General features: G+C 72.0%; 17 protein-coding genes. 6 read left to right on the forward strand and 11 right to left on the reverse strand.

Annotated elements, in window-relative coordinates:
• Nucleotides 1–178: 178 nt before the first annotated feature.
• The 4 genes from AB4039_RS00540 (at nt 179) to AB4039_RS00555 (ending at nt 4,486) form a co-directional block, all read left to right on the forward strand.
• Nucleotides 179–916 carry an SAM-dependent methyltransferase gene (locus AB4039_RS00540; protein ID WP_442269749.1) on the forward strand — a complete coding sequence of 246 codons (738 nt, stop codon included), beginning with the start codon at nt 179–181 and terminating at the stop codon, nt 914–916.
• A gap of 137 nt (nt 917–1,053) precedes the next feature.
• Nucleotides 1,054–2,481, forward strand: coding sequence for a rifampin monooxygenase (rox, locus tag AB4039_RS00545; protein ID WP_442269750.1), 1,428 nt, complete (start codon nt 1,054–1,056; stop codon nt 2,479–2,481).
• Nucleotides 2,482–2,618: 137 nt separating this feature from the next.
• Nucleotides 2,619–3,302 (forward strand): metallophosphoesterase, encoded by a 684-nt coding sequence (locus AB4039_RS00550; RefSeq protein WP_266845931.1) that lies wholly within the window; start codon nt 2,619–2,621, stop codon nt 3,300–3,302.
• 272 nt (nt 3,303–3,574) lie between these two features.
• Nucleotides 3,575–4,486, forward strand: a complete 912-nt coding sequence (locus tag AB4039_RS00555) for a histidine kinase (protein WP_442269700.1) — start codon at nt 3,575–3,577, stop codon at nt 4,484–4,486.
• Here AB4039_RS00555 and AB4039_RS00560 read toward each other — a convergent pair.
• Together AB4039_RS00560 and AB4039_RS00565 are read right to left on the reverse strand one after the other, a co-directional pair.
• Complete coding sequence (locus AB4039_RS00560) at nt 4,458–5,111, reverse strand: deoxynucleoside kinase (protein ID WP_266845933.1); 654 nt, start codon at nt 5,109–5,111, stop codon at nt 4,458–4,460. The two genes, AB4039_RS00555 and AB4039_RS00560, sit on opposite strands and share 29 nt — an antisense overlap.
• Nucleotides 5,112–5,405: 294 nt before the next feature.
• On the reverse strand, nt 5,406–6,413 hold the full coding sequence (locus AB4039_RS00565; protein WP_442269701.1) for a LacI family DNA-binding transcriptional regulator: 1,008 nt from the start codon (nt 6,411–6,413) through the stop codon (nt 5,406–5,408).
• 243 nt (nt 6,414–6,656) lie between these two features.
• Here AB4039_RS00565 and AB4039_RS00570 point away from each other — a divergent pair, with 243 nt between their 5' ends.
• On the forward strand, nt 6,657–7,604 hold the full coding sequence (locus tag AB4039_RS00570; protein ID WP_266845935.1) for a nitrilase-related carbon-nitrogen hydrolase: 948 nt from the start codon (nt 6,657–6,659) through the stop codon (nt 7,602–7,604).
• A gap of 63 nt (nt 7,605–7,667) precedes the next feature.
• Here the strand turns inward: AB4039_RS00570 and tsaD are convergent, their stop codons facing one another.
• The 7 genes from tsaD to katG form a co-directional block, all read right to left on the reverse strand.
• Nucleotides 7,668–8,762, reverse strand: a complete 1,095-nt coding sequence (gene tsaD / locus AB4039_RS00575) for a tRNA (adenosine(37)-N6)-threonylcarbamoyltransferase complex transferase subunit TsaD (RefSeq protein WP_442269751.1) — start codon at nt 8,760–8,762, stop codon at nt 7,668–7,670.
• Nucleotides 8,763–8,995: 233 nt separating this feature from the next.
• A complete protein-coding gene (locus AB4039_RS00580; protein WP_266845936.1) occupies nt 8,996–9,829 on the reverse strand; it encodes a CbtA family protein in 834 nt (277 codons plus the stop codon).
• Between the two features lie 14 nt (nt 9,830–9,843).
• Nucleotides 9,844–10,071 (reverse strand): CbtB domain-containing protein, encoded by a 228-nt coding sequence (locus AB4039_RS00585; protein ID WP_266845937.1) that lies wholly within the window; start codon nt 10,069–10,071, stop codon nt 9,844–9,846.
• A 600-nt stretch (nt 10,072–10,671) separates the two neighbouring features.
• A complete protein-coding gene (locus AB4039_RS00590; RefSeq protein ID WP_266845938.1) occupies nt 10,672–11,130 on the reverse strand; it encodes an Rrf2 family transcriptional regulator in 459 nt (152 codons plus the stop codon).
• A gap of 123 nt (nt 11,131–11,253) precedes the next feature.
• Complete coding sequence (locus AB4039_RS00595; RefSeq protein WP_266845939.1) at nt 11,254–12,456, reverse strand: acyl-CoA dehydrogenase; 1,203 nt, start codon at nt 12,454–12,456, stop codon at nt 11,254–11,256.
• A 325-nt stretch (nt 12,457–12,781) separates the two neighbouring features.
• Nucleotides 12,782–13,039 carry a hypothetical protein gene (locus AB4039_RS00600; protein ID WP_266845940.1) on the reverse strand — a complete coding sequence of 86 codons (258 nt, stop codon included), beginning with the start codon at nt 13,037–13,039 and terminating at the stop codon, nt 12,782–12,784.
• A gap of 150 nt (nt 13,040–13,189) precedes the next feature.
• Complete coding sequence (gene katG / locus AB4039_RS00605; RefSeq protein ID WP_442269702.1) at nt 13,190–15,379, reverse strand: catalase/peroxidase HPI; 2,190 nt, start codon at nt 15,377–15,379, stop codon at nt 13,190–13,192.
• A 188-nt stretch (nt 15,380–15,567) separates the two neighbouring features.
• On the opposite strand from katG, the gene AB4039_RS00610 reads away from it, so the two are divergent.
• Nucleotides 15,568–15,996 carry a Fur family transcriptional regulator gene (locus AB4039_RS00610; protein WP_442269703.1) on the forward strand — a complete coding sequence of 143 codons (429 nt, stop codon included), beginning with the start codon at nt 15,568–15,570 and terminating at the stop codon, nt 15,994–15,996.
• Between the two features lie 9 nt (nt 15,997–16,005).
• On the opposite strand, the gene AB4039_RS00615 is transcribed toward AB4039_RS00610, so the two are convergent.
• Both AB4039_RS00615 and AB4039_RS00620 read right to left on the reverse strand, forming a co-directional pair.
• Complete coding sequence (locus AB4039_RS00615; protein ID WP_442269704.1) at nt 16,006–16,857, reverse strand: class I SAM-dependent methyltransferase; 852 nt, start codon at nt 16,855–16,857, stop codon at nt 16,006–16,008.
• Between the two features lie 89 nt (nt 16,858–16,946).
• Nucleotides 16,947–18,425: a branched-chain amino acid ABC transporter substrate-binding protein gene (locus AB4039_RS00620; protein ID WP_266845944.1), complete on the reverse strand. Its 1,479-nt coding sequence runs from the start codon at nt 18,423–18,425 to the stop codon at nt 16,947–16,949.
• Nucleotides 18,426–18,428 lie beyond the last annotated feature (3 nt).

Genomic DNA, 18,428 nt, shown 5'->3' on the forward strand with positions numbered 1-18,428 from the left:
CGCGCCGCTGGCGGGATTGGCGGCCCCGTCCGACATGACCGACAACCAGGCCCTGTTCGCCCGCGTCGCCGCCGGCGTCCACCGCGGCGGCGCAGGCACCACGACCACCGCCGCCCGAGCCGGCGCACCCCGGGTGGTGATACCCCAGCTGCTCCCCGACACGGCGCACGCTGCACCGCTGAGCCGCGAACAGATCTCCGGCATTGCCCATGCCGACCACCCGATCAAAGCTCCGCTCGACGACGACTCGGTCAGCCGGCTACTCGAACGCGGCCTCCCGCGGGGCGACGAGCGGGTGCTCGACCTCGGATGCGGCACGGCGGAATGGCTTCTGCGCGCCCTTGCGACGCGCCCGCACCTGCACGCCGAGGGCGTCGACGTCTCCGAAGTCGCCCTGACGCAGGCCCGCCGGGCAGCGAGTGGACTCGGGGTCGACGAGCGCTTGCTCCTCCACCACCAGGAGGCCGCGGACTTCGTCTCTGCACGGCCGTTCGACTTGGTGATCAGTGTCGGCGCCACGCATGCCTTCGGTGGTCTTCTCCCCACCCTCGCGGCAGCCCGCACGCACCTGGCCCCTGGCGGCCGCGTCCTGATCGGTGAGCCGTTCTGGGACCGTACCCCTTCCCCAGCGGCCGTCGAGATGTTCGGTGACCTCGACGACCTGGCGACCACGGTGGACCGCGTCGTCGCCGACGGATGGACCCCCGTCCACGGCCATGTCAGTACCCGCGGTGAACTGGACGCCTACGAGTGGGCCTGCTGGGGCTCGCTGGCCTCATGGGCTCTGGACCACCCTGCTCATCCGGCCGGCGCACAGGTGCTGGAGACGGCCACCGCTCAGCGTTCGCAGTGGCTGCACGGGTACCGGGACAGCTTCGGGTTCCTCTGCCTGGTCCTGCGCCGAACATCGGATTGATCACCCAGGCCGGGAGTCAGCTCCTGGACCGGCACGGCGGAATGCGCCGGCCATGTTCAGCAGCCACGGAAATGACAGTGACGAAATGCGTGAGCCGATGGCTCGTGGAGCCAGGACACGCGGAAATGGGCAATGTGATGATTGATGTGATCGTGGCCGGCGCGGGACCGACCGGCCTGATGCTGGCCGGCGAACTGCGGCTGCACGGGGTGCGGGTGCTCGTGCTGGAAAAGGAGGCGGAGCCGACCCGGCAGTCCCGCGCGCAGGGCCTGCACGTGCGCAGCATCGAGGTCATGGAGCAGCGTGGTCTGCTGGAGCGGTTCCTGCCGCTCGGCCGGCAGTTCACGGTCGGTGGCTTGTTCGCCGGTCTCGGCAAGACGTGGCCGGAGCAGATGGATACGGCCCACTCGTATGTCCTGGCGATCCCGCAGCAGGTCACCGAGCGTCTGCTGACCGAGCACGCCACCGAGGCCGGTGCCGAGATCCGGCGCGGCTGCGAGGTGGTCGGGCTGAGCCAGGACGACCAGGGGGTGAGCGTCGAGCTGGCCGACGGCAGCCGGCTGCGTGCGCGCTTCGTCGTCGGCTGTGACGGTGGGCGCAGTACGGTGCGCAGGCTGCTCGGTGTCGGCTTCCCCGGTGAGCCCTCCAGGGTCGAGACGCTGCTGGGCGAGATGGAGCTGACCACACCGCCGGATGAACTGGCCGCGGTGATGGCGGAAGTCCGCAAGACCCAGCAGCGATTCGGCACCATGCCCCTCGGGGACGGTGTGTACCGAGTCATCGTCCCCGCCGGGGGAGTGGCCGAGGACCGTACCGCCACGCCGACCCTGGAGGAGTTCAGGCAGCAGCTCCGGACGATTGCCGGAACCGACTTCGGCGCGCACTCACCGCGCTGGCTGTCCCGCTTCGGCGACGCCACCCGGCAGGCCGAGCGCTACCGCGTCGACCGGGTGTTCCTCGCCGGGGACGCGGCGCACATCCACCCGCCGACCGGCGGGCAGGGACTCAACCTCGGCATCCAGGACGCCTTCAACCTCGGCTGGAAACTGGCCGCCGAGGTTGAAGGCCGGGCCCCGGAAGGACTGCTCGACAGTTACCACGCCGAACGGCACCCGGTCGCCGCCGAGGTGCTGGACAACACCCGCGCGCAGATCCAGCTGATGTCGACCGAGCCGGGCCCCCAGGCGGTGCGCCGCCTGCTGGCGGAGCTGATGGACATCGAGGAGGTGAACCGGCACCTGATCGAGAAGATCACCGCCATCGGGGTCCGCTACGACTTCGGTGAGGGCCACGAACTGCTCGGCCGACGGATGCGCGACGTGCAACTGAAGCACGGCCGCCTCTACGAACGGATGCACACCGGCCGAGGTCTTCTGCTCGACCAGACCGGCCGCCTCTCGGTCGCCGGCTGGGAGGACCGGGTCGACCACGTCATCGACGTCAGCGAGGAACTCGACGTGCCCGCCGTACTGCTGCGGCCCGACGGACACGTGGCATGGGCCGGCGAGGACCAGCAGGAACTCCTCGGGCGCTTGTCCGAGTGGTTCGGCACCGCAGCCGGCTGAGCACTGAGCACGCGGACCGGCCGCTACGCGGGCGTGGCCGGTGCCATCGGCGAGGACCGCGTCGCGACCTGGGCCGACTGGTTCATCAGCAACAGCCGCTCGGCGCGGTCCGTTTCATCAGTCTGGCCAACGACGACGTGGCGATCGTGGACACCGGCGACATCTATCTGCGCGGATACTCCGGTGGCGCACAAGGTCGCTGGCTGGAAAGGGAGTTGAAGTCGGCGCGGGCCGGCACCGGTATCGACTGGATCGTCGTCTTCATGCACCACCCGATGATCTCCAGCCACCGTAGCGGCGGCAGCGACCTCGGAGTCCGCGAGGAATGGGGCCCGCTCTTCGACGCGTACGGGGTCGATCTGGTGCTCTGCGGTCACGAGCACTACTACGAGCGCTCGCTGCCGGTCCGCGGCACCCTGCCGAACGACACCCGCACCCCGATCCCGGTCTCCACCATGACCGACGTCGCCGACACCGCCAAGGGCACCGTGCATATGATCATCGGGGGCGGCGGCAACTTCGCCACCACACAGGACGACCTGTTCGAGGAGCCCAAGGGCCGCGTCGTGGTCGACGTGGGCAAGGAACCCGAGGGTCGCCACCGCAAGGCGGTCTACCTCACGGAGGACGCCCCCTGGCGCGCCGTCCAGGACCGCGTCCACCCCCATGGCTTCGCCGCCTTCGACGTCGACCCGGGCACGCGCGGCACCGGACGCACCAGGATGCACGTCACGTACTACACCTTCGACGGCCCCTACGGAGAGCTGACCCCGGTGGACACCTTCACCCTGGAACGCCCCCGCGCGGACGCCCGGCACTGATACGCCGAGACGGCAGTGGCAGGCCGTGCCGGACGGTCGGGTCGCCGGCCACGGCGACGTCCCGGACCGGTCCGACGGGCAGGCTACGCGCTCGCGGGGACAGCGTGCCAGCGGGCCGGCCTTCGACCGCTGTCGGCCGACGAGCGGATGACCCTCGACCGTGGGACGTCCGCGAAGGCGCCGGCCGGCGCCTCGTGGGCGACGACACCGTGCAGGCACCTCCGGGGCCCGGCCCTCCTGGACTCGGCCCAATGCCCAATGCCCAATGCCCAATGCCCAACGACAAGCGACACCGGCTGCGAAGCGCCGCTCCGAGCATCCTCTGCGCGGTACTGGGAGCGGGCGTCCTGACCGTCGCCCTGCTCGCCGTCCCCTCGGCCGGCTGGAGGGCGGTCCTGCCCATGACGGTGGCGGTCTCCGCGGTCCTCGCGCTGACCGGCTTTCCCGCCCGGGTCCCGCTCGCGGCCACCGCCGTGGCCGTGGCCGTGACGTCCGCCCTGGGGACCGCCGCGCAGTTCCCCCCGCCCCCCGAGACGCAACAACGCCCCGGTGGCCACCTCGCCCTGATCGAGGCGGCCGCCCTGCTGGCGCTGGTCCTGCTGCTGGCCCGGCGTGCTCCCGCCCGGCAGGCCGTCGTGCTCGGCTCGGTGACCGCGCTGCTGGAGTCGACGGTCGTCCTGCGCCTCCGGCTGCCGCCGACCGTCCCGGAAGCCGCCGCGCAGAGTACCTTCTTCGCACTCGGCGCCATCGGGGCCGCCGCCGTGGGGGGTTACCGGCGCACGCTGGAGTCCCGCAGGCTGCGCGCGGTGCGTGACGCCCGCTGCACCCAGCGCCTCCAACTCGCTCGCGATCTCCACGACTTCGTGGCCCACGACGTATCGGGCATCGTGGTGCTCGCCCAGGCCGCCCAGGTGGTCGGCGCCACCCGGCCGGACGAGGTCCTGCCGCTCCTCGCCCGGACCGAGGCCGCGGGTCTCCAGGCCCTGGGTTCCATGGACCGTACCGTCCACATGCTCGACGGCGTCGACGAGACCTCCGGGGACGCGGGCCGCGGCGGTGAGGGCCGGCCCCAGGCCTACGGGCTGGCGGACATCGTGGACGTCATCGACCGGTTCCGGGCCGCGGGGCGGGCCGAGGCCGGCCGCCGGGCGGCCCTCAGCCCCGGTGCCCGAGGGCCTCCTTGACCTCCCGCACCACTCGGGCCGCGTCCTCGGGGTTGTGCACCACGTCCGTGTGGTTCATGTCGATGACGAGGACCTCGCTGGCCGAGTAGTGCTTGTGCACCCAGTCGTCGTAGCCCGACCACAGCGTCCGGTAGTACTCGACGAGGCTCTCGTCCTGTTCGAAATCGCGGCCCCGCAGCCCGATGCGGTGCAGCACCGTCTCGAAGTCGGCCTTGAGGTACACCATGAGATCGGGCGCCTTGCGGTACGGCAGGCCGTCGATCTCGCGCATCATCTCGTTGAGCAGCCCCTCGTACACCCGCATTTCGAGGGAGCTGATCCGGCCGAGGTCGTGGTTGACCTTGGCGAAGTACCAGTCCTCGTAGATGGACCGGTCGAGGACGTTGTCGCCCTGCTTGTACGCCTCCTTGATCGCGGCGAACCGCGTCTGGAGGAAGTAGAGCTGGAGCAGGAAGGGGTACCGGTTCGCCTGGATCTCCTCGGGGCTCGCCGTGTAGAAGAGCGGGAGGATCGGATTGTCGTCGACGCTCTCGTAGAAGACTTCGCTGCCCAGCTCCTTGGCGAGCAGTTCGGCGACGCTCGTCTTGCCGATTCCGATCATGCCTCCGACGCAAAGCACCGGCATACCTCACTTCTCCCTGGGGGTCTTCTGTTCGTCGGCGGGTGGGCTGGGCGCCGCACGCCGCCGAGACACACTTCGGCGGTCACGCGATGCCCGGGATCTTGGTGATCGGCGTCATGCGGTCCCCGTTCGGACCGGGGTCCTGACACGGGTGTCCCTCCTCGGCCGGCGGGTCCGACCGCTCCGCGGCCGCCGCGCGGGTGACGAGCCACAGCCCTACGGCCGACTTGAATCTTAAATGACGATTCACTCCCGTCGGCCGGGGCGCCGGACGGCCCGCCCCGCGCGGCCCTCGCTTCAGAGACCGGTGGTCGACGTTCTGGTGACCAGGTCCCATGCGTGGCGCCGGACGGTGTCGGGGGCGGTGCGTCCGGCGAGGATGTCGCAGAGGAGTTCCGCGCACGCGTGCCCGTACGCGGCCGGTCGGAGGTCGACGGCGGTGACGGGCGGGTTGGCGTTGCGCGGTGCGGGTCCGTCGACGCAGGACGCGACCAGGAGGTCGGCCCCCACGCCGCGGCCGAGGGCTGACGCGGCCCGCAGGACTCCGGGGGCCGCGCCGTCGGGGGCGCAGATGACGGCGTCGATCGAGGGGTCGGTACGGAGGAGGCCGAGGGTGGCCGCCTCGGTGTCGGTGGGGGTGGCGGCGAACGGCACGGTGCGCAGGACGACTTCGGTGCCGTGCGCGGTACCCCACGAGGCGGCGGTCGCCCGTAGCGCTTCGGCCCAGGCGGACGTGCCTTCGGGGGCCAGGAGGGTCGGGCGGCGGGCGCCGCGGTCCCGCACGTGGTCGAGGAGGGCGGTGAGGGAGGCGGCGTTGTCGCAGACGACGGCGCCGGTGGGAGTGGGGGAGGGGCCCGGGTAGCGCTCGCCGGTGACGACGGGGACGCCCGCTTCGAGCAGCCCCGGGACGGCGGTGTCGTCGGTCTCGGGGTCGATGACGAGCAGGCCGTCGACGCGCGAGGCCAGGCGGCCGGCGGCGCCGCCGGCCGGGGCCAGCAGGACCATGTCGAGGCCCTCCTGCTGGGCGCGCTCGACGGCTCCGAAGGCCAGGGCCATGTAGTAGTCGAGCCGGGTCGCGGTCCTGGGCAGGTGGAGGCCGATGGCCCCGGTGCCGGCGCGGCGCAGGCGCTGGGCGGCGCTGTTGGGGCGGTATCCCAGTTCGTCCGCGACCGCGCGGACCCGGTCCCGGGTGGCTTCCGCGACCCGGCCGGAGCCTTGGAGGGCGTCGGAGACCGTGCTCTTGGAGACGCCCGCGGCGCGGGCGACGTCGAGCAGCGTCACGGTGCGGGGGGTCGGGGTGATCACTTTCCGCATTCTAGACGTCCGGATCCAACCTTGCCGGAACGTTCCGGCAGGGTCTACATTCATGACATGCCGGAACGTTCCGGCAGGGGCGCGTCCGGCCTGTCCGCCGTGCCGCGCACCGATCCGGCCCGCCCCGCCGCGCACCTGTCGTCGAAGCCCCTGAGGGGGCTCCTTTTCGCACCAGCAGGCTGACTGTAATTTCAGTCAGCGACCGTCGCCCCTCGATACGAAAGCAGTCCGCTCGTGAACGCGTTCGCGCTCCTGACCTCCTACGGCTCCCCGCTCGGTTCCCCCGGCCGCACCCGGCCCGCCGAGCGCGAGCGGCTGCGCGTCGGCCTCGTCCAGATGCGCTGGCACGCCGACCCGGCGCAGCACGACGACCACCTGCGGGAGGGCGTACGCCTGGCCGCCGCCCAGGGCGCCTCGGTCGTGTGCCTGCCGGAGCTGACGCGCAGCCCGTACTTCTGCAACACGGACGACCCGATGGCCGACGGCGCCGCCCGCTACCTCGAAGACGTCGAGACCGGCCCCACCACCGGCCTCGCGACCGAACTGGCCACCGAGCTGGGCGTCACCGTCCACGCTTCCCTGTACGAGCGGGCCGAGGACGGCGGGCTGGGCTACAACACCGCCGTCTGTGTCGGCCCCGACGGGAAGCTGCTCGCGCGGACCCGCAAGAACCACATCCCGGCGTTCCCCGGCTACCGCGAGGACCTGTGCTTCCGCCCCGGCGACGGCGGCTTCCCCGTCGTCGAGCACGAGGGGGCCCGCTTCGGGTTCCCGACCTGCTGGGACGAGTGGTTCCCCGAGCTGGCCCGCGCCTACTCCCTGGCCGGCGCCGAGATCCTGGTCCACCCGACCGCGATCGGTTCCGAGGTGGACCTCCCGGACTTCGACACCCGTCCCATGTGGGAGCACGCCATCAGCGCCAACGGCCTCGCCAACGCCCTGTTCATGATCGTGCCCAACCGGATCGGGACCGAGGGCCGGTCCACCTTCTACGGCTCCTCGTTCATCTCCGACCCCTACGGCCGGATCGTGCTGCGCGCCCCGCGCGACCGCGAGGCCGTCCTCGTCGCCGACCTCGACCTCGACCAGCGCCGCGACTGGCTGGAGTTCGGCCTCATGCGCACCCGCCGCCCCGAGCTGTACGGGGCGCTCACGGAACGGCTCGACGCCACGACCGTCTAGGCGGTCGGTACGGCGTCCGATGGGGCCACCCGTCGGGCAGGAGGCCTCATCACGCGGGGGCGCCTACGACTCCGGGCCGGTGAGGAGAGTGTTCGGCCCGGCCGGCGGGGCGGGCAGCGGAGTCAGGGAGGCGTACTCCAGCGGTGCGGACGGGTCGATGGAGACGTTCAGCGGCGCCGGCTCCGCCCCGGAGCGGACCAGGAGATCACCCACGGCCGCGATCATGGCGCCGTTGTCCGTGCACAGGGTCATGGGGGGAACGCGCAGTTCGATGCCGGCCGAGGCGCACCGCCGTTCCGCCAGGGCCCTGACCCGTGAATTCGCGGCCACGCCGCCGACCACGATCAGCGTCTTCACGTCGTACGCGCGGCAGGCCGCGAGGGCCTTGCGGGTCAGCACGTCCGCCACCGCCTCCTGCAGCGCGGCGGCTCCGTCGGCGACCGGCGGCTCTTCCCCGCGCAGGCGGTGCCTCTCGGCCCAGCGGGCCGCGGCCGTCTTGAGGCCGGAGAAGGAGAACGCGTACGGCTCGTCCCCTGGCCGGGTCAGCGGGCGCGGGAAGGTCACGGCCTTCGGGTCGCCGTCGCGGGCGGCCCGGTCGATGGCCGGCCCGCCCGGATACGGCAGGCCCAGGATCCGGGCGACCTTGTCGAAGCACTCGCCGGCCGCGTCGTCGAGGGTGTCCCCGAGATGCAGGATCGGCTCGCGTACGAGATCCCGCACGAGCAACAGCGAGGTGTGGCCGCCGGAGACGATCAGCACCACGCACGGGTCGGGCAGCGGACCGTGCTCCAGGGTGTCGGCGGCGACATGTCCCGCCAGGTGATGGACGCCGTACAGCGGTACCCCGGCCGCGTACGCCAGCGTCTTCGCCCCGGCCAGCCCCACCTGTAGCGCGCCCGACAGTCCGGGCCCCGTGGTGACGGCGACGGCATCGATCTGGCCCATCCGCAGTCCGGCCCGGTCGAGGGCCTGCCGGACGACCGGGTTGAAGGCGTGCAGGTGCGCGCGGGCGGCGATCTCGGGCACGACGCCACCGAAGCGGGCGTGCTCGTCCATGCTCGACGCCACCACGTGCGCGAGCAGTTTGCCGTCCCGCACGATCCCCGCGCCCGTCTCGTCACACGACGACTCGATCCCGAGCACCACCGGAGAGCCCACCACAGAACCCCTCTTCCTGCATTTCTTCAGTTATTGCAAACAGGTTGCAAGAAGGATAGGGCATGGGCTGCCCGTGGCGTCGGGGGTGTTCCCGCAGGTCCGGGTGTACTCGGGGCGGCGGACGGTGGTGCCTGCCGCACCCACCGCTCGACGCCCCGGCGGCAGGAGACCCAGAGCCCTGCCGCCCCGGACGTGCGGGGCGGCAGGGCTCTGGGGTGGGTGCGGTACGTCGATCAGCCGAGGGCCGACGCCGGCTGCGGCGCCGTCGCCCCGTCGCCGGCGGAATCGGTGCGGTGGGCCAGGAGTCGCTGGGCGAGGACGCCGAAGACGATCCCGAACACGACCCACATCACGACCTGGACGGTCACCGACGCGACCCGGAACTCCCACAGCAGGGCCGCGGGGAACTCGGGCTTCACGGCGTCGGTGTTGTCCGGGAGCACCAGGAAGGCCAGCGCCGTGGCGGCGACGAAGCCGCCGCCGGCCGTCAGCGTCGCGTTCCAGTTGCCCAGGCGCGGTGCCAGCCGCCGCCCCAGGATGATCGCGCCCACGCCGAGCAGGACGCTGAGCAGGATCATCAGGAAGAACAGCGTGGTGCGTTGGCCGATCGTGTCGGGATTGCCGACGGCCGGCGGGCTGGCCGGGTACTTCAGGAACGGCACGAGGTAGACCGTGGTGAAGGCACCCGCGGCCGTGAGCGCCGCCGTCGCGCGGGGGCTGAACCCGCCGACGCGGCCCAGGACGAAGGAGAACGCGAGAGAGGCGATGCCGCCCAGCGCGACCCCGTAGACCAGCACGCCGGTGGCGAGACCGACGGTGGACTGCACGGGCCGGCTGACGAGCTCTTCCTCTTCCTCGGCGGCGGCGGGGGCGGCGCCGCCGCCGTGACCGGCGTGGCCGGCCGCGGCGCCCGCGGCGTCGTGTGCGGCCGTGGCCTCTTCGACGGCGATGGAGCCCCGGACCGGGGGCTCACCGACCACGTAGGCGACGGCGAAGGCGAACAGACCGGCGATCAGGCCCGCGAGCATGCCGCGGACCAGCAGACCTCTGACAGTGGAGGCGTACATGGTGCGTGTGCCTCTCAGTGGCAGGGGAAGCCGAGCAGGTGTCGGCCGTCGTGCACCCACTCGTGCACGCCCTCGCCGGAGAACACGGCGGTCGCGCCCTGCTCGGCGCCGACGAAGTACAGGGCCACGAGCATCAGGAGACCGACGAAGAGCGCCCAGGGCAGGACCGCGCGCACGGGCAGCGGAGCAGAGGGCGAGAGGGCAGGGGCGGGTACGGCAGCGGAAGCGACGGCCTCGGCCATGGTGGAACCTCCTCGGGGAACAACGCGTCCCATGTGGTGGTGCGGAACGACGGTCCGAGGGTCTGACTCGCCGCGGCCGACACCCCCGGGGGAGTGCGGACGCGGCACACAGTGGCGCGACCATGCCGGATTCACACCGGACTTCCGTCTCGCCGTCGTCGCTATGTGCAGATGTCGGCGTGACGCTACCGCCTGCGGCCGGTCCGGCCAAGCGGATGAGTTCCTGATCACAGGGATGACCGGGGCGAGGGACGGCGCGGCGTCCCCACCCGGCGAACGCGTGTACATCTCGGCGGCCTTGAGTCCCAGCGGCGCGTTCACGCCGCGCGCCCACACGTCGTTCCGGTCCTGGCGCGGCACCTGGACCGACCGGGCCGGCGTGGGTGAGCCGGCGGCCCCGCCGGCGGGCGACCCGCTCGGCGACCCGGGCGTCATCGGTGTGGACCTGCTCGGGACGTCATCGGCCGGCACGCGGGGTCGTACCCCGCCCGGCCGAGGCGGCGGACCCCGTGAGCGCCGCGGAGCCCTGTTCGATGGCGGCCGCGCCGATGCCCGCTCGCGGTGCGAGAAACCTCGGGGTGGGGCGGATGGCCGGGAGGATCAGGGATTGGTCCAGGCGTCGGGGGCCCGGGTCAGCGCGGATACGTCGGCCGGCAGGTCGCAGGACGCGACGTCGGCGAGCGACACACCGTCGAGGATCTCGCGCACATTGGCCCGGAGCGCGATCCACAGGGGGAGCAGCGCCTCGGCCGGGCCGGTGTAGGAGAGGTCCGGGGGGCGGACCCCGCGTACCGAGACGAGCGGTCCGTCCACGACGCGGATGACATCCGCGATGCTGATGGACCGGGCGGACCTGGCCAGCCGGTAGCCGCCGTTGCCGCCGCGCCGGCTGACCACCAGACCACCTCGGCGCATGTCGTTGAGGATGCCTTCGAGGAACTTGTGCGGGATGTCCTGGGCGTCGGCGATGGCTTCGGCCTTCACCGGCCCGCCGTCCTGTGACGCGGCGAGCTGCAGCGCGGCACGTACCGCGTAGTCCGCCCTGGCTGAGATCCGCATGCGGCCATTATCCCGTACGGCTTGGGCCGACGTCCGCCGCGGGCGGGCCGCCCCCGGCTGCCGGTGGGTGCTCGTGCCCGGCGGCCGGGGACCGGGTGGGTCCGTGTCTGGAGGTCCCCGCCGTCAGTGGAAGGCGGCCGCCACCGCGCGGTGGGAGCCGTTGAGGTAGTGCTCGCCGATGGAGCGCAGGCGGTGCGCGGCGGGATGGTGCGCGGTCAGTACGCGTGCGTTGCGCCAGAAGCGGTCCAGGCCGGGGGCGTCCGCGAGCTCCAGCACGCGCGCGGTGACGTGCAGGGCGGCCTTCGACGTCACCGTCTCGGCCGTGGCGACCAGGGCGCAGACCCCCGCGGGCTCCTCGGCATCGAGCTGCGCGCCCGGGTCGAGGGCCCGGGCCATCACCTCCGTCGCCCGGTCGACCACGGCGGTCGCCGTCTGGGCGGCGGAGGCGAGTTCCCCGTACGTCAGGAAGAGGTCCGGGTCCGCACCGGGCAGCCGGTACGCGCGACCGCCCCTGCTGAGGTCGCGTGCTTCCGTGAGCGCACCCTCGACGATGCCGAGGCCGACGTGGCACAGGGCGAGCCGGAGCGCCGGCTCGGCGAGCGCGGTGAAGGGCGGGGCCGACTCCTCGTCGTGCGGCCGGCGGCCCAGCACCTGTCCCGGTGTGACGGCGACCCGGTCGAGGACGACCTCACCGGCGCCGCCCACGCGCTGCCCGAGGCGGTCGTGGGCGGGTTCGAGGGTCATGCCCCGCGCGTGGGACGGGACCCGTACGACCAGGACGTCACCGGTCACGGGGCAGGTGGCGTCGAGCACGATCTGGTCGGCGACGGCCACCGCCGTCTCCACGAACCGGCGCCCGCTCAGCACGTAGCCGGTGTCGCGCGGCCTCAGTGTGAGGTCGGTTCCATCGGTGTCGTCGCCGGGCACGGGAGTGCGTACCGCGCCGGTCCACAGCCAGCGCTCGCGAACCGACTCCTCTTCGAGGGTGGTCGCGTGCTGGTGACTCGCGTAGAAGCGTCCGCTCCACGCGTGGACGTAGTGGCGGGCGAGCACCTCGCCGACGGAGCTGTCCGCGGTGGAGATCTTCCGTATGACGGTGCATCCGGTACGCCAGTCCGCCCCGTGGTCCGACGCGTGCGGGGTGAGGGCCGCCGGCAGCCCGGCCTCGCGCAGCCGGGCCACCTCGTCGTGCGGCGGCTTGCCCGCCTGGTCGCGGGTGATGGCGTCCGCGGAGAGGTCGTCCGCCACGTCGCGGGCGGTACGCAGGAGTGCGCGGCGCCGCTCGTCGGCTGACCGCCGGCCCGCGGTACCCGGTGTCGTCGGCACGGGCGTCACCGGCAGGCCGGGATGCCGCCGCGTGGCGCGGGGGCTGGGAGGACAGCGGTGCCAGGGGAGATGGCGGTGGTCATGTCGGCTACTCCGGAACGTTGTCGGGCGGTATCGGCCGGTCGCCGAATCCCCACCTTTCCCATCGGATTGATAGGGATACTCACCCGAAGTCGCCGTCCGGGCAAGGGTGCGACCGGATGATGGACAGACCGGTCTTGCGATGGAAGATGACGTGGGGTCAGCGGCCTTGCCCGCGGCCGCGTCTGCCCCCCGCCACCTCGACCCCTGTCCCGTCAGGCGCAGTCGGTCGCCGAACCGGTGCTCAGCTCGTCCTGTCACGGATCACGTTGCGGTGCTCCTCGTAGAGGAGTCGGGCGTCGGCGTCCGGCATCGCCGGGGTCGTCAGGCCGCAGGCACAGGTCACCACGGTGAGCTCGCGCGGAGCGCCCGTACCGTGGCCCTCGGGGCCGGTCCGGGCGGCCCCGGGCGGCCTCTCGTAGCGGAGGTGGTGCGGGGTCCGGGCAGCGGCCGGGGCGCTGGGGGAGCCGGTGTCGTCGGGGGTGAAGCGGTGATCACTCATGGACCCAGTGTCGCCTGCCGCGTACGGGCGAGGGGCGCACGCGCGGCAGGGCACAGCGGCGGCGTCACCGAGTTGTACGCGGCCCGTCCCGGCGGGTGCCCGAGCCCGGGGGTGTCGTCCGGGCTCGGGCGCCGGCCTCGGGCACGGGGCTCAGGCGAGGTCGAACCGGTCGAGGTTCATCACCTTGTCCCACGCCGCCACGAAGTCACGCACGAACTTCTCTCCGGCGTCCGCGGACGCGTAGACCTCCGCGACGGCCCGGAGCTGGGCGTGCGAACCGAAGACGAGGTCGACGGCGGTGGCGGTCCACTTGACCTCGCCCGTGGCGCGATTGCGCCCTTCGAACACGTTCTCCGTCGAGTCCGACACCTTCCATTCCGTACCCATGTCCAGCAGGTTGACGAAGAAGTCGTTGGTCAGCGCCTCCGGCCGGTCGGTGAGGACGCCGTGCGCGGACCCCTTGAAGCCGGTGTTCAGGACCCGCATGCCGCCGGTCAGGACCGTCATCTCGGGTGCGGTCAGGGTCAACAGGGCGGCGCGGTCCAGCAGGAGCGTCTCCGGCGACAGCTTCTCTCCCGCCCGGAGGTAGTTGCGGAACCCGTCCGCCCTCGGTTCGAGCACACCGAACGACTCCACGTCGGTCTGCTCCTGCGAGGCGTCCGTGCGTCCCGGTGCGAACGGCACCGTGATGTCGTGCCCGGCGTTCTTCGCCGCCCGCTCGACGGCCGCGCACCCGCCCAGGACGATCAGGTCGGCGAGCGAGACCTTCTTCCCGCCGGCCTGCCCACCGTTGAAGTCCTGCCGGATACCGTCGAGGGTCCGCACCACCTCGGCCACCTCGGGCAGGTCGTTGACCTCCCAGTCCTTCTGCGGCGCGAGCCGGATCCGCGCGCCGTTGGCCCCGCCGCGCTTGTCGGTGCCGCGGAAGCTGGCCGCCGACGCCCAAGCGGTGGTGACCAGTTGGGGGAGGGAGAGTCCCGAGGCGAGGATCCTCTCCTTGAGGGCGGCGACGTCGGCGTCCGAGACCAGCTCGTGGTCGACCTCGGGGACCGGGTCCTGCCACAGCTGCGGCTCGGGAATCCAGGGGCCGAGGTAGCGGGACAGCGGCCCCATGTCGCGGTGCAGCAGCTTGTACCAGGCCTTGGCGAACGCGTCCGCGAGCTGCTCCGGGTTCTCGTGGAAGCGCTTCGCGATCGGCCCGTAGACCGGATCCAGCTTCAGCGAGAGGTCCGTCGTCAGCATCATCGGGGCGTGCCGCTTCGACGGGTCATGGGCGTCGGGCACGGTGTCCCGGGCCGCCGGATCCGTGGGCGTCCACTGATGGGCCCCGGCCGGGCTCCTCGTCAGCTCCCAGTCGTACCGGAACAGGTTGTCGAGGTACCCGTTGTCCCACTTCGTCGGCGCGGTGGTCCACGCGCCCTCCAGCCCGCTGGTGATCGCGTCGGCGCCCTTGCCGCTGCCGCAGGTGTTCCGCCACCCGAGGCCCTGCTGCTCCAGGGGGCCGGCCTCGGGTTCCGGGCCGATGCACCCGGGGTCGACCGCACCGTGGCACTTGCCGAAGGTGTGGCCGCCGATGATGAGCGCGGCCGTCTCCTCGTCGTTCATGGCCATGCGCTTGAACGTCTCGCGGATGTCCCGGGCGGCGGCGATCGGATCCGGGTTGCCGTCGGGCCCTTCCGGATTGACGTAGATCAGTCCCATCTGTACGGCGCCGAAAGGACCGGAGAGTTGCCTGTCGCCGCTGTAACGCTCGTCTCCGAGCCAGGTGTCCTCGGGTCCCCAGAAGACCTCCTCGGGTTCCCAGATGTCCTCCCGGCCGAATCCGAAACCGAACGTCTTGAGTCCCATGGATTCGATGGCGCAGTTTCCGGCGAACACCAGGAGGTCGGCCCACGAGATCTTTCGGCCGTATTTCTGCTTGACCGGCCAGAGCAGGCGCCGCGCCTTGTCGAGGCTCGCGTTGTYCGGCCAGCTGTTGAGGGGGGCGAAGCGCTGGGCCCCGGCCCCGCCCCCGCCCCTGCCGTCCTCGATGCGGTACGTGCCGGCGGAGTGCCAGCTCATCCGGATGAAGAGCGGTCCGTAGTGGCCGTAGTCGGCGGGCCACCAGTCCTGCGAGTCCGTCATCACCTCGAAGACGTCCCGCTTCAGCGCGTCGACGTCCAGGGTCGAGAACTCGCGTGCGTAGTCGAATTCCTCACCCATCGGATCGGACAGGGGCGAGTTCTGATGGAGAACCTGGAGGTCCAGTTGGTCCGGCCACCAGTCCCGGTTCGACCGTGGGCGGGTCGGGGAAGGGGTCGGGGCGGGGATGACTGGGTTCTCGCTTTCGCTGCCGGACACGTCCGTCCTTCTTTCCTGTGTCGGTGTTTCCCCCCGCTGGCTGCGTCCGTATGGTCGCGCACCACAGACCGCGCCGCACGGGAACACGCAGGGGCCCCGCACAACGAGCACGCGAAGCCGAAAGACGGAATCCGGACATGCGGATCGGTAAACTGCTGCTTCCCCCGAGCCTGAACAGGTGAATCGATATGAGTGACCTGCTGGAGCGACTGCGCGGGCGTGGCTGGCGGATGACGTCCCAGCGGCGCGTCGTCGCGGAGGTCCTCGACGGCGAGCACGTGCACCTCACGGCCGACGAGGTGCACGCCCGCGCCGCCCGGCGGCTGCCCGAGATCGCCCGCGCGACCGTCTACAACACCCTGGGCGAGCTGGTCGCCCTCGGCGAGGTCGCGGAGGTCTCCACCGACGGCCGGGCCAAGCGGTACGACCCCAATGCCCACCACCCGCACCAGCACCTGGTGTGTTCGGGCTGCGGCACCATCCGTGACGTCCACATGACCGTCGATCCGCTGGCGGGCCTCCCGCGGGAGCAGCGGTTCGGCTTCACGGTGTCCGGGGCCGAGGTCACCTATCGCGGGCTGTGCCCCGCGTGCGCTTCCGGTGCGCCGCAGGGCTGAGCGGGACCGTCACGGGCGGACCGCCCGGACGGTCCAGGCCGCCGAGGCGTAGAGGACGCCGTCGTCGGTCGCGTGGGCGGCGAGGGTGGCCCTCAAGCCGTCGACGGCGCGCCTGCGGTCTTCGGCGTCGAGGTCTTCGAGCATCCAGCCGAGCATGCCGAGCGTGAACCGCTCCGCATCGTCGGCGTCTTCGCCGAACCACATCGGCTCTTCGTGGGCTTCCAGCCGGACCTCCGTGAAGCCGGCGGCGCCGAGGACGGTCCGGATCCGGTCCGGGTCCGACAGCGCGAACGGCCCGGGGGAACCGGGAGCGGGCGCGGGCAACGGGCGTCCCGCGGCCAGTGCCCGGGTGAAGGAGAGGAACCACTCGTTGCGGCTCAGGGGTTGCCAGACCGACTGCACGAAGCGCCCCGCGGGGCGCAGCGCGCCGCCGATGTTGCGGAACGCGGCGACCGGATCGGCGAAGAACATCGTCCCCGAGCGGCTCACGGCCACGTCGAAGGCGGCGGCGGGGAAGGGATGGACCTGGGCGTCGGCCCGGACGAAGTCGGCGTTGTGCAGCCCTTCGGCCGCCGCTCGCTCCCGTGCCACCCGCAGCATCGCGGCCGACAGGTCCACGCCCAGGGCCCGGCCGCCGGGTGCCATCCGCGCGGCGTCACGGGTGATCTCACCGGTGCCGCAGCCGACGTCCAGCACGTGGTCGGCGGCGGACACGTCGGCCGCGGCGAGGAAGTCCGGGCGGTAGGCGCGCACCGCGCGGTCGAAACGGTCGGCGTGCTCCGCCCAGTACGCGCCCTCCTGCCCGTCCCAGGCGCGGGCCTGTTCGGCGTTGGAGGGATCGACCCGGGGAATGCTGACCACGGTAACCACCACCTATGATCCCAAACTACCCCGAAGGAGCAATTTTCCCCATCCTGACCTGCCGCAGGGGGGCAGGGGGGTCCCCTTCCTCACTGCTCCTGCGGTGGTTTGCCGTCCGCCGCGGAGACCTCGACGAACTCCACGTGCCCCTTGCCGTCGAGGCGCAGGACGGGGACGGCCTTGTTGCGCGGATTGCCGTTGTTCTGGAAGGAGATGAACCCGCCGGCCCCGGCCACCTGCTGGGTGCCGTCCATCTGGTGGAACATCCGGGCCACCGCGTCGCCGACGACCTGACCCTGCCAGCGGGCCGCCATCTGGATGCCGTGCGCCGCGGCGAGCACCGCGTCGTGCCCCATCAGGGCCCCGCCGTCGTCCCGGGTGTCGCGCGGGAACCACTGGTCGAGCAGCCCGCCCGGCTGGAAGTTCCTCGCGGACGGCGCGGACACCGCCTGGGGCGCCGAACGGTACATGTCGGGGTGGGAGAGGCCGGTGTAGAGCACCTCGATGTGCGTGTCGGCGGCGTGGGCGAGCTGTTCGGCGCTCAGGTTGGTCGTGTCGTCCCCCGTGAACACCGTGAACTGCTGATCGGTGCAGCTGCGGTTGGCGAGCGCGTCGAGGAAGTGGGTGAGGTGCTGTCCGCGGCCCGCGAAGTACACCAGCTGGGGGCGCTGCTGGCACAACTGGCCGGGCATGTAGCGCAGTTCGTTCTGCCAGGCGCTGTTGACGGAGGAGTCGTAGGTCATCCGCTCGGCGACGAGCCGGTGCTTGTCGCCGTCCTGGAAGGCCTTGGTGAAGGCCGTGCCGAGGGTGGAGGCGTAGAGGTCCCCCTCCGCCACGTCCTGGATCACGACCGCGGTGGCGACGCCGCGCCGCTTGAGGTAGCCCGCTGCCGCGTACGCCTCGTCCTCGTTCGTGGGCGCGATCCGGACGAAGCCGTTGATCCCCTGGATGTTCGTCGCGGTCAGGGTGGCGCCGACCATGGCGATGCCGTGTTCGGACAGACGCCTTATGGCCGCGAGGTTCTCGTTGTTGCTGGGGCCGAGGCCGGCCACCGCGACGAGCCGGTCCGGGGAGTCCTTACGGGCGATCAGCTCGTCGACCGTGTGCTTCCACTGGGTGGACTTGCTGCCCGGATTGGCGATCAGCAGACGGATCTTGGGAGTGGCCGCGAGGTCGCCCTGGTTGTGGCGGAACTGGGCGAGGTAGGCGCCCTGGAGCTCGTGCCGGACGCCCTCGGCCGAGTTGCTGTCGTCGGGCGTGCTGGTGAAGGAGGTGAAGTAGGCGACGCTGACGTACGGTTCCTTGTCCGCGTTGGCGAGGATCCGGCGGTTCTCCTCCTCGATCTTGCGGGTGACCGCGTCGAGGTGCGGGGCGAACACGTAGGCGCCGTCGGTCACTCCGACGCATTCGTCGTCCGGGCCCTGTTCGACGACCCCGTCGGCGCATCGGGCCTGGTGCTCCTGGAGCCAGCCGACCCCCAGCCAGAGCGCCGCGACCAGCGCGACCGCGGCGGCGGTGGCGAGGGCGACGCGGCGCACGACGTGCAGGGGCCATTCGAGTCTGGGCACGCG

This window comes from Streptomyces sp. M-16, assembly GCF_052114405.1.
In the GTDB taxonomy this organism is placed as follows: domain Bacteria; phylum Actinomycetota; class Actinomycetes; order Streptomycetales; family Streptomycetaceae; genus Streptomyces.

Coding starts and splice junctions, on each gene's coding strand:
- rox (WP_442269750.1), top strand. CDS start 1,054: ATGATTGATGTGATCGTGGCCGGCGCGGGACCGACCGGCCTGATGCTG.
- AB4039_RS00555 (WP_442269700.1), top strand. CDS start 3,575: ATGCCCAACGACAAGCGACACCGGCTGCGAAGCGCCGCTCCGAGCATC.
- AB4039_RS00560 (WP_266845933.1), bottom strand. CDS start 5,111: ATGCCGGTGCTTTGCGTCGGAGGCATGATCGGAATCGGCAAGACGAGC.
- AB4039_RS00580 (WP_266845936.1), bottom strand. CDS start 9,829: ATGTACGCCTCCACTGTCAGAGGTCTGCTGGTCCGCGGCATGCTCGCG.
- AB4039_RS00585 (WP_266845937.1), bottom strand. CDS start 10,071: ATGGCCGAGGCCGTCGCTTCCGCTGCCGTACCCGCCCCTGCCCTCTCG.
- AB4039_RS00590 (WP_266845938.1), bottom strand. CDS start 11,130: ATGCGGATCTCAGCCAGGGCGGACTACGCGGTACGTGCCGCGCTGCAG.
- AB4039_RS00600 (WP_266845940.1), bottom strand. CDS start 13,039: ATGAGTGATCACCGCTTCACCCCCGACGACACCGGCTCCCCCAGCGCC.
- AB4039_RS00610 (WP_442269703.1), top strand. CDS start 15,568: ATGAGTGACCTGCTGGAGCGACTGCGCGGGCGTGGCTGGCGGATGACG.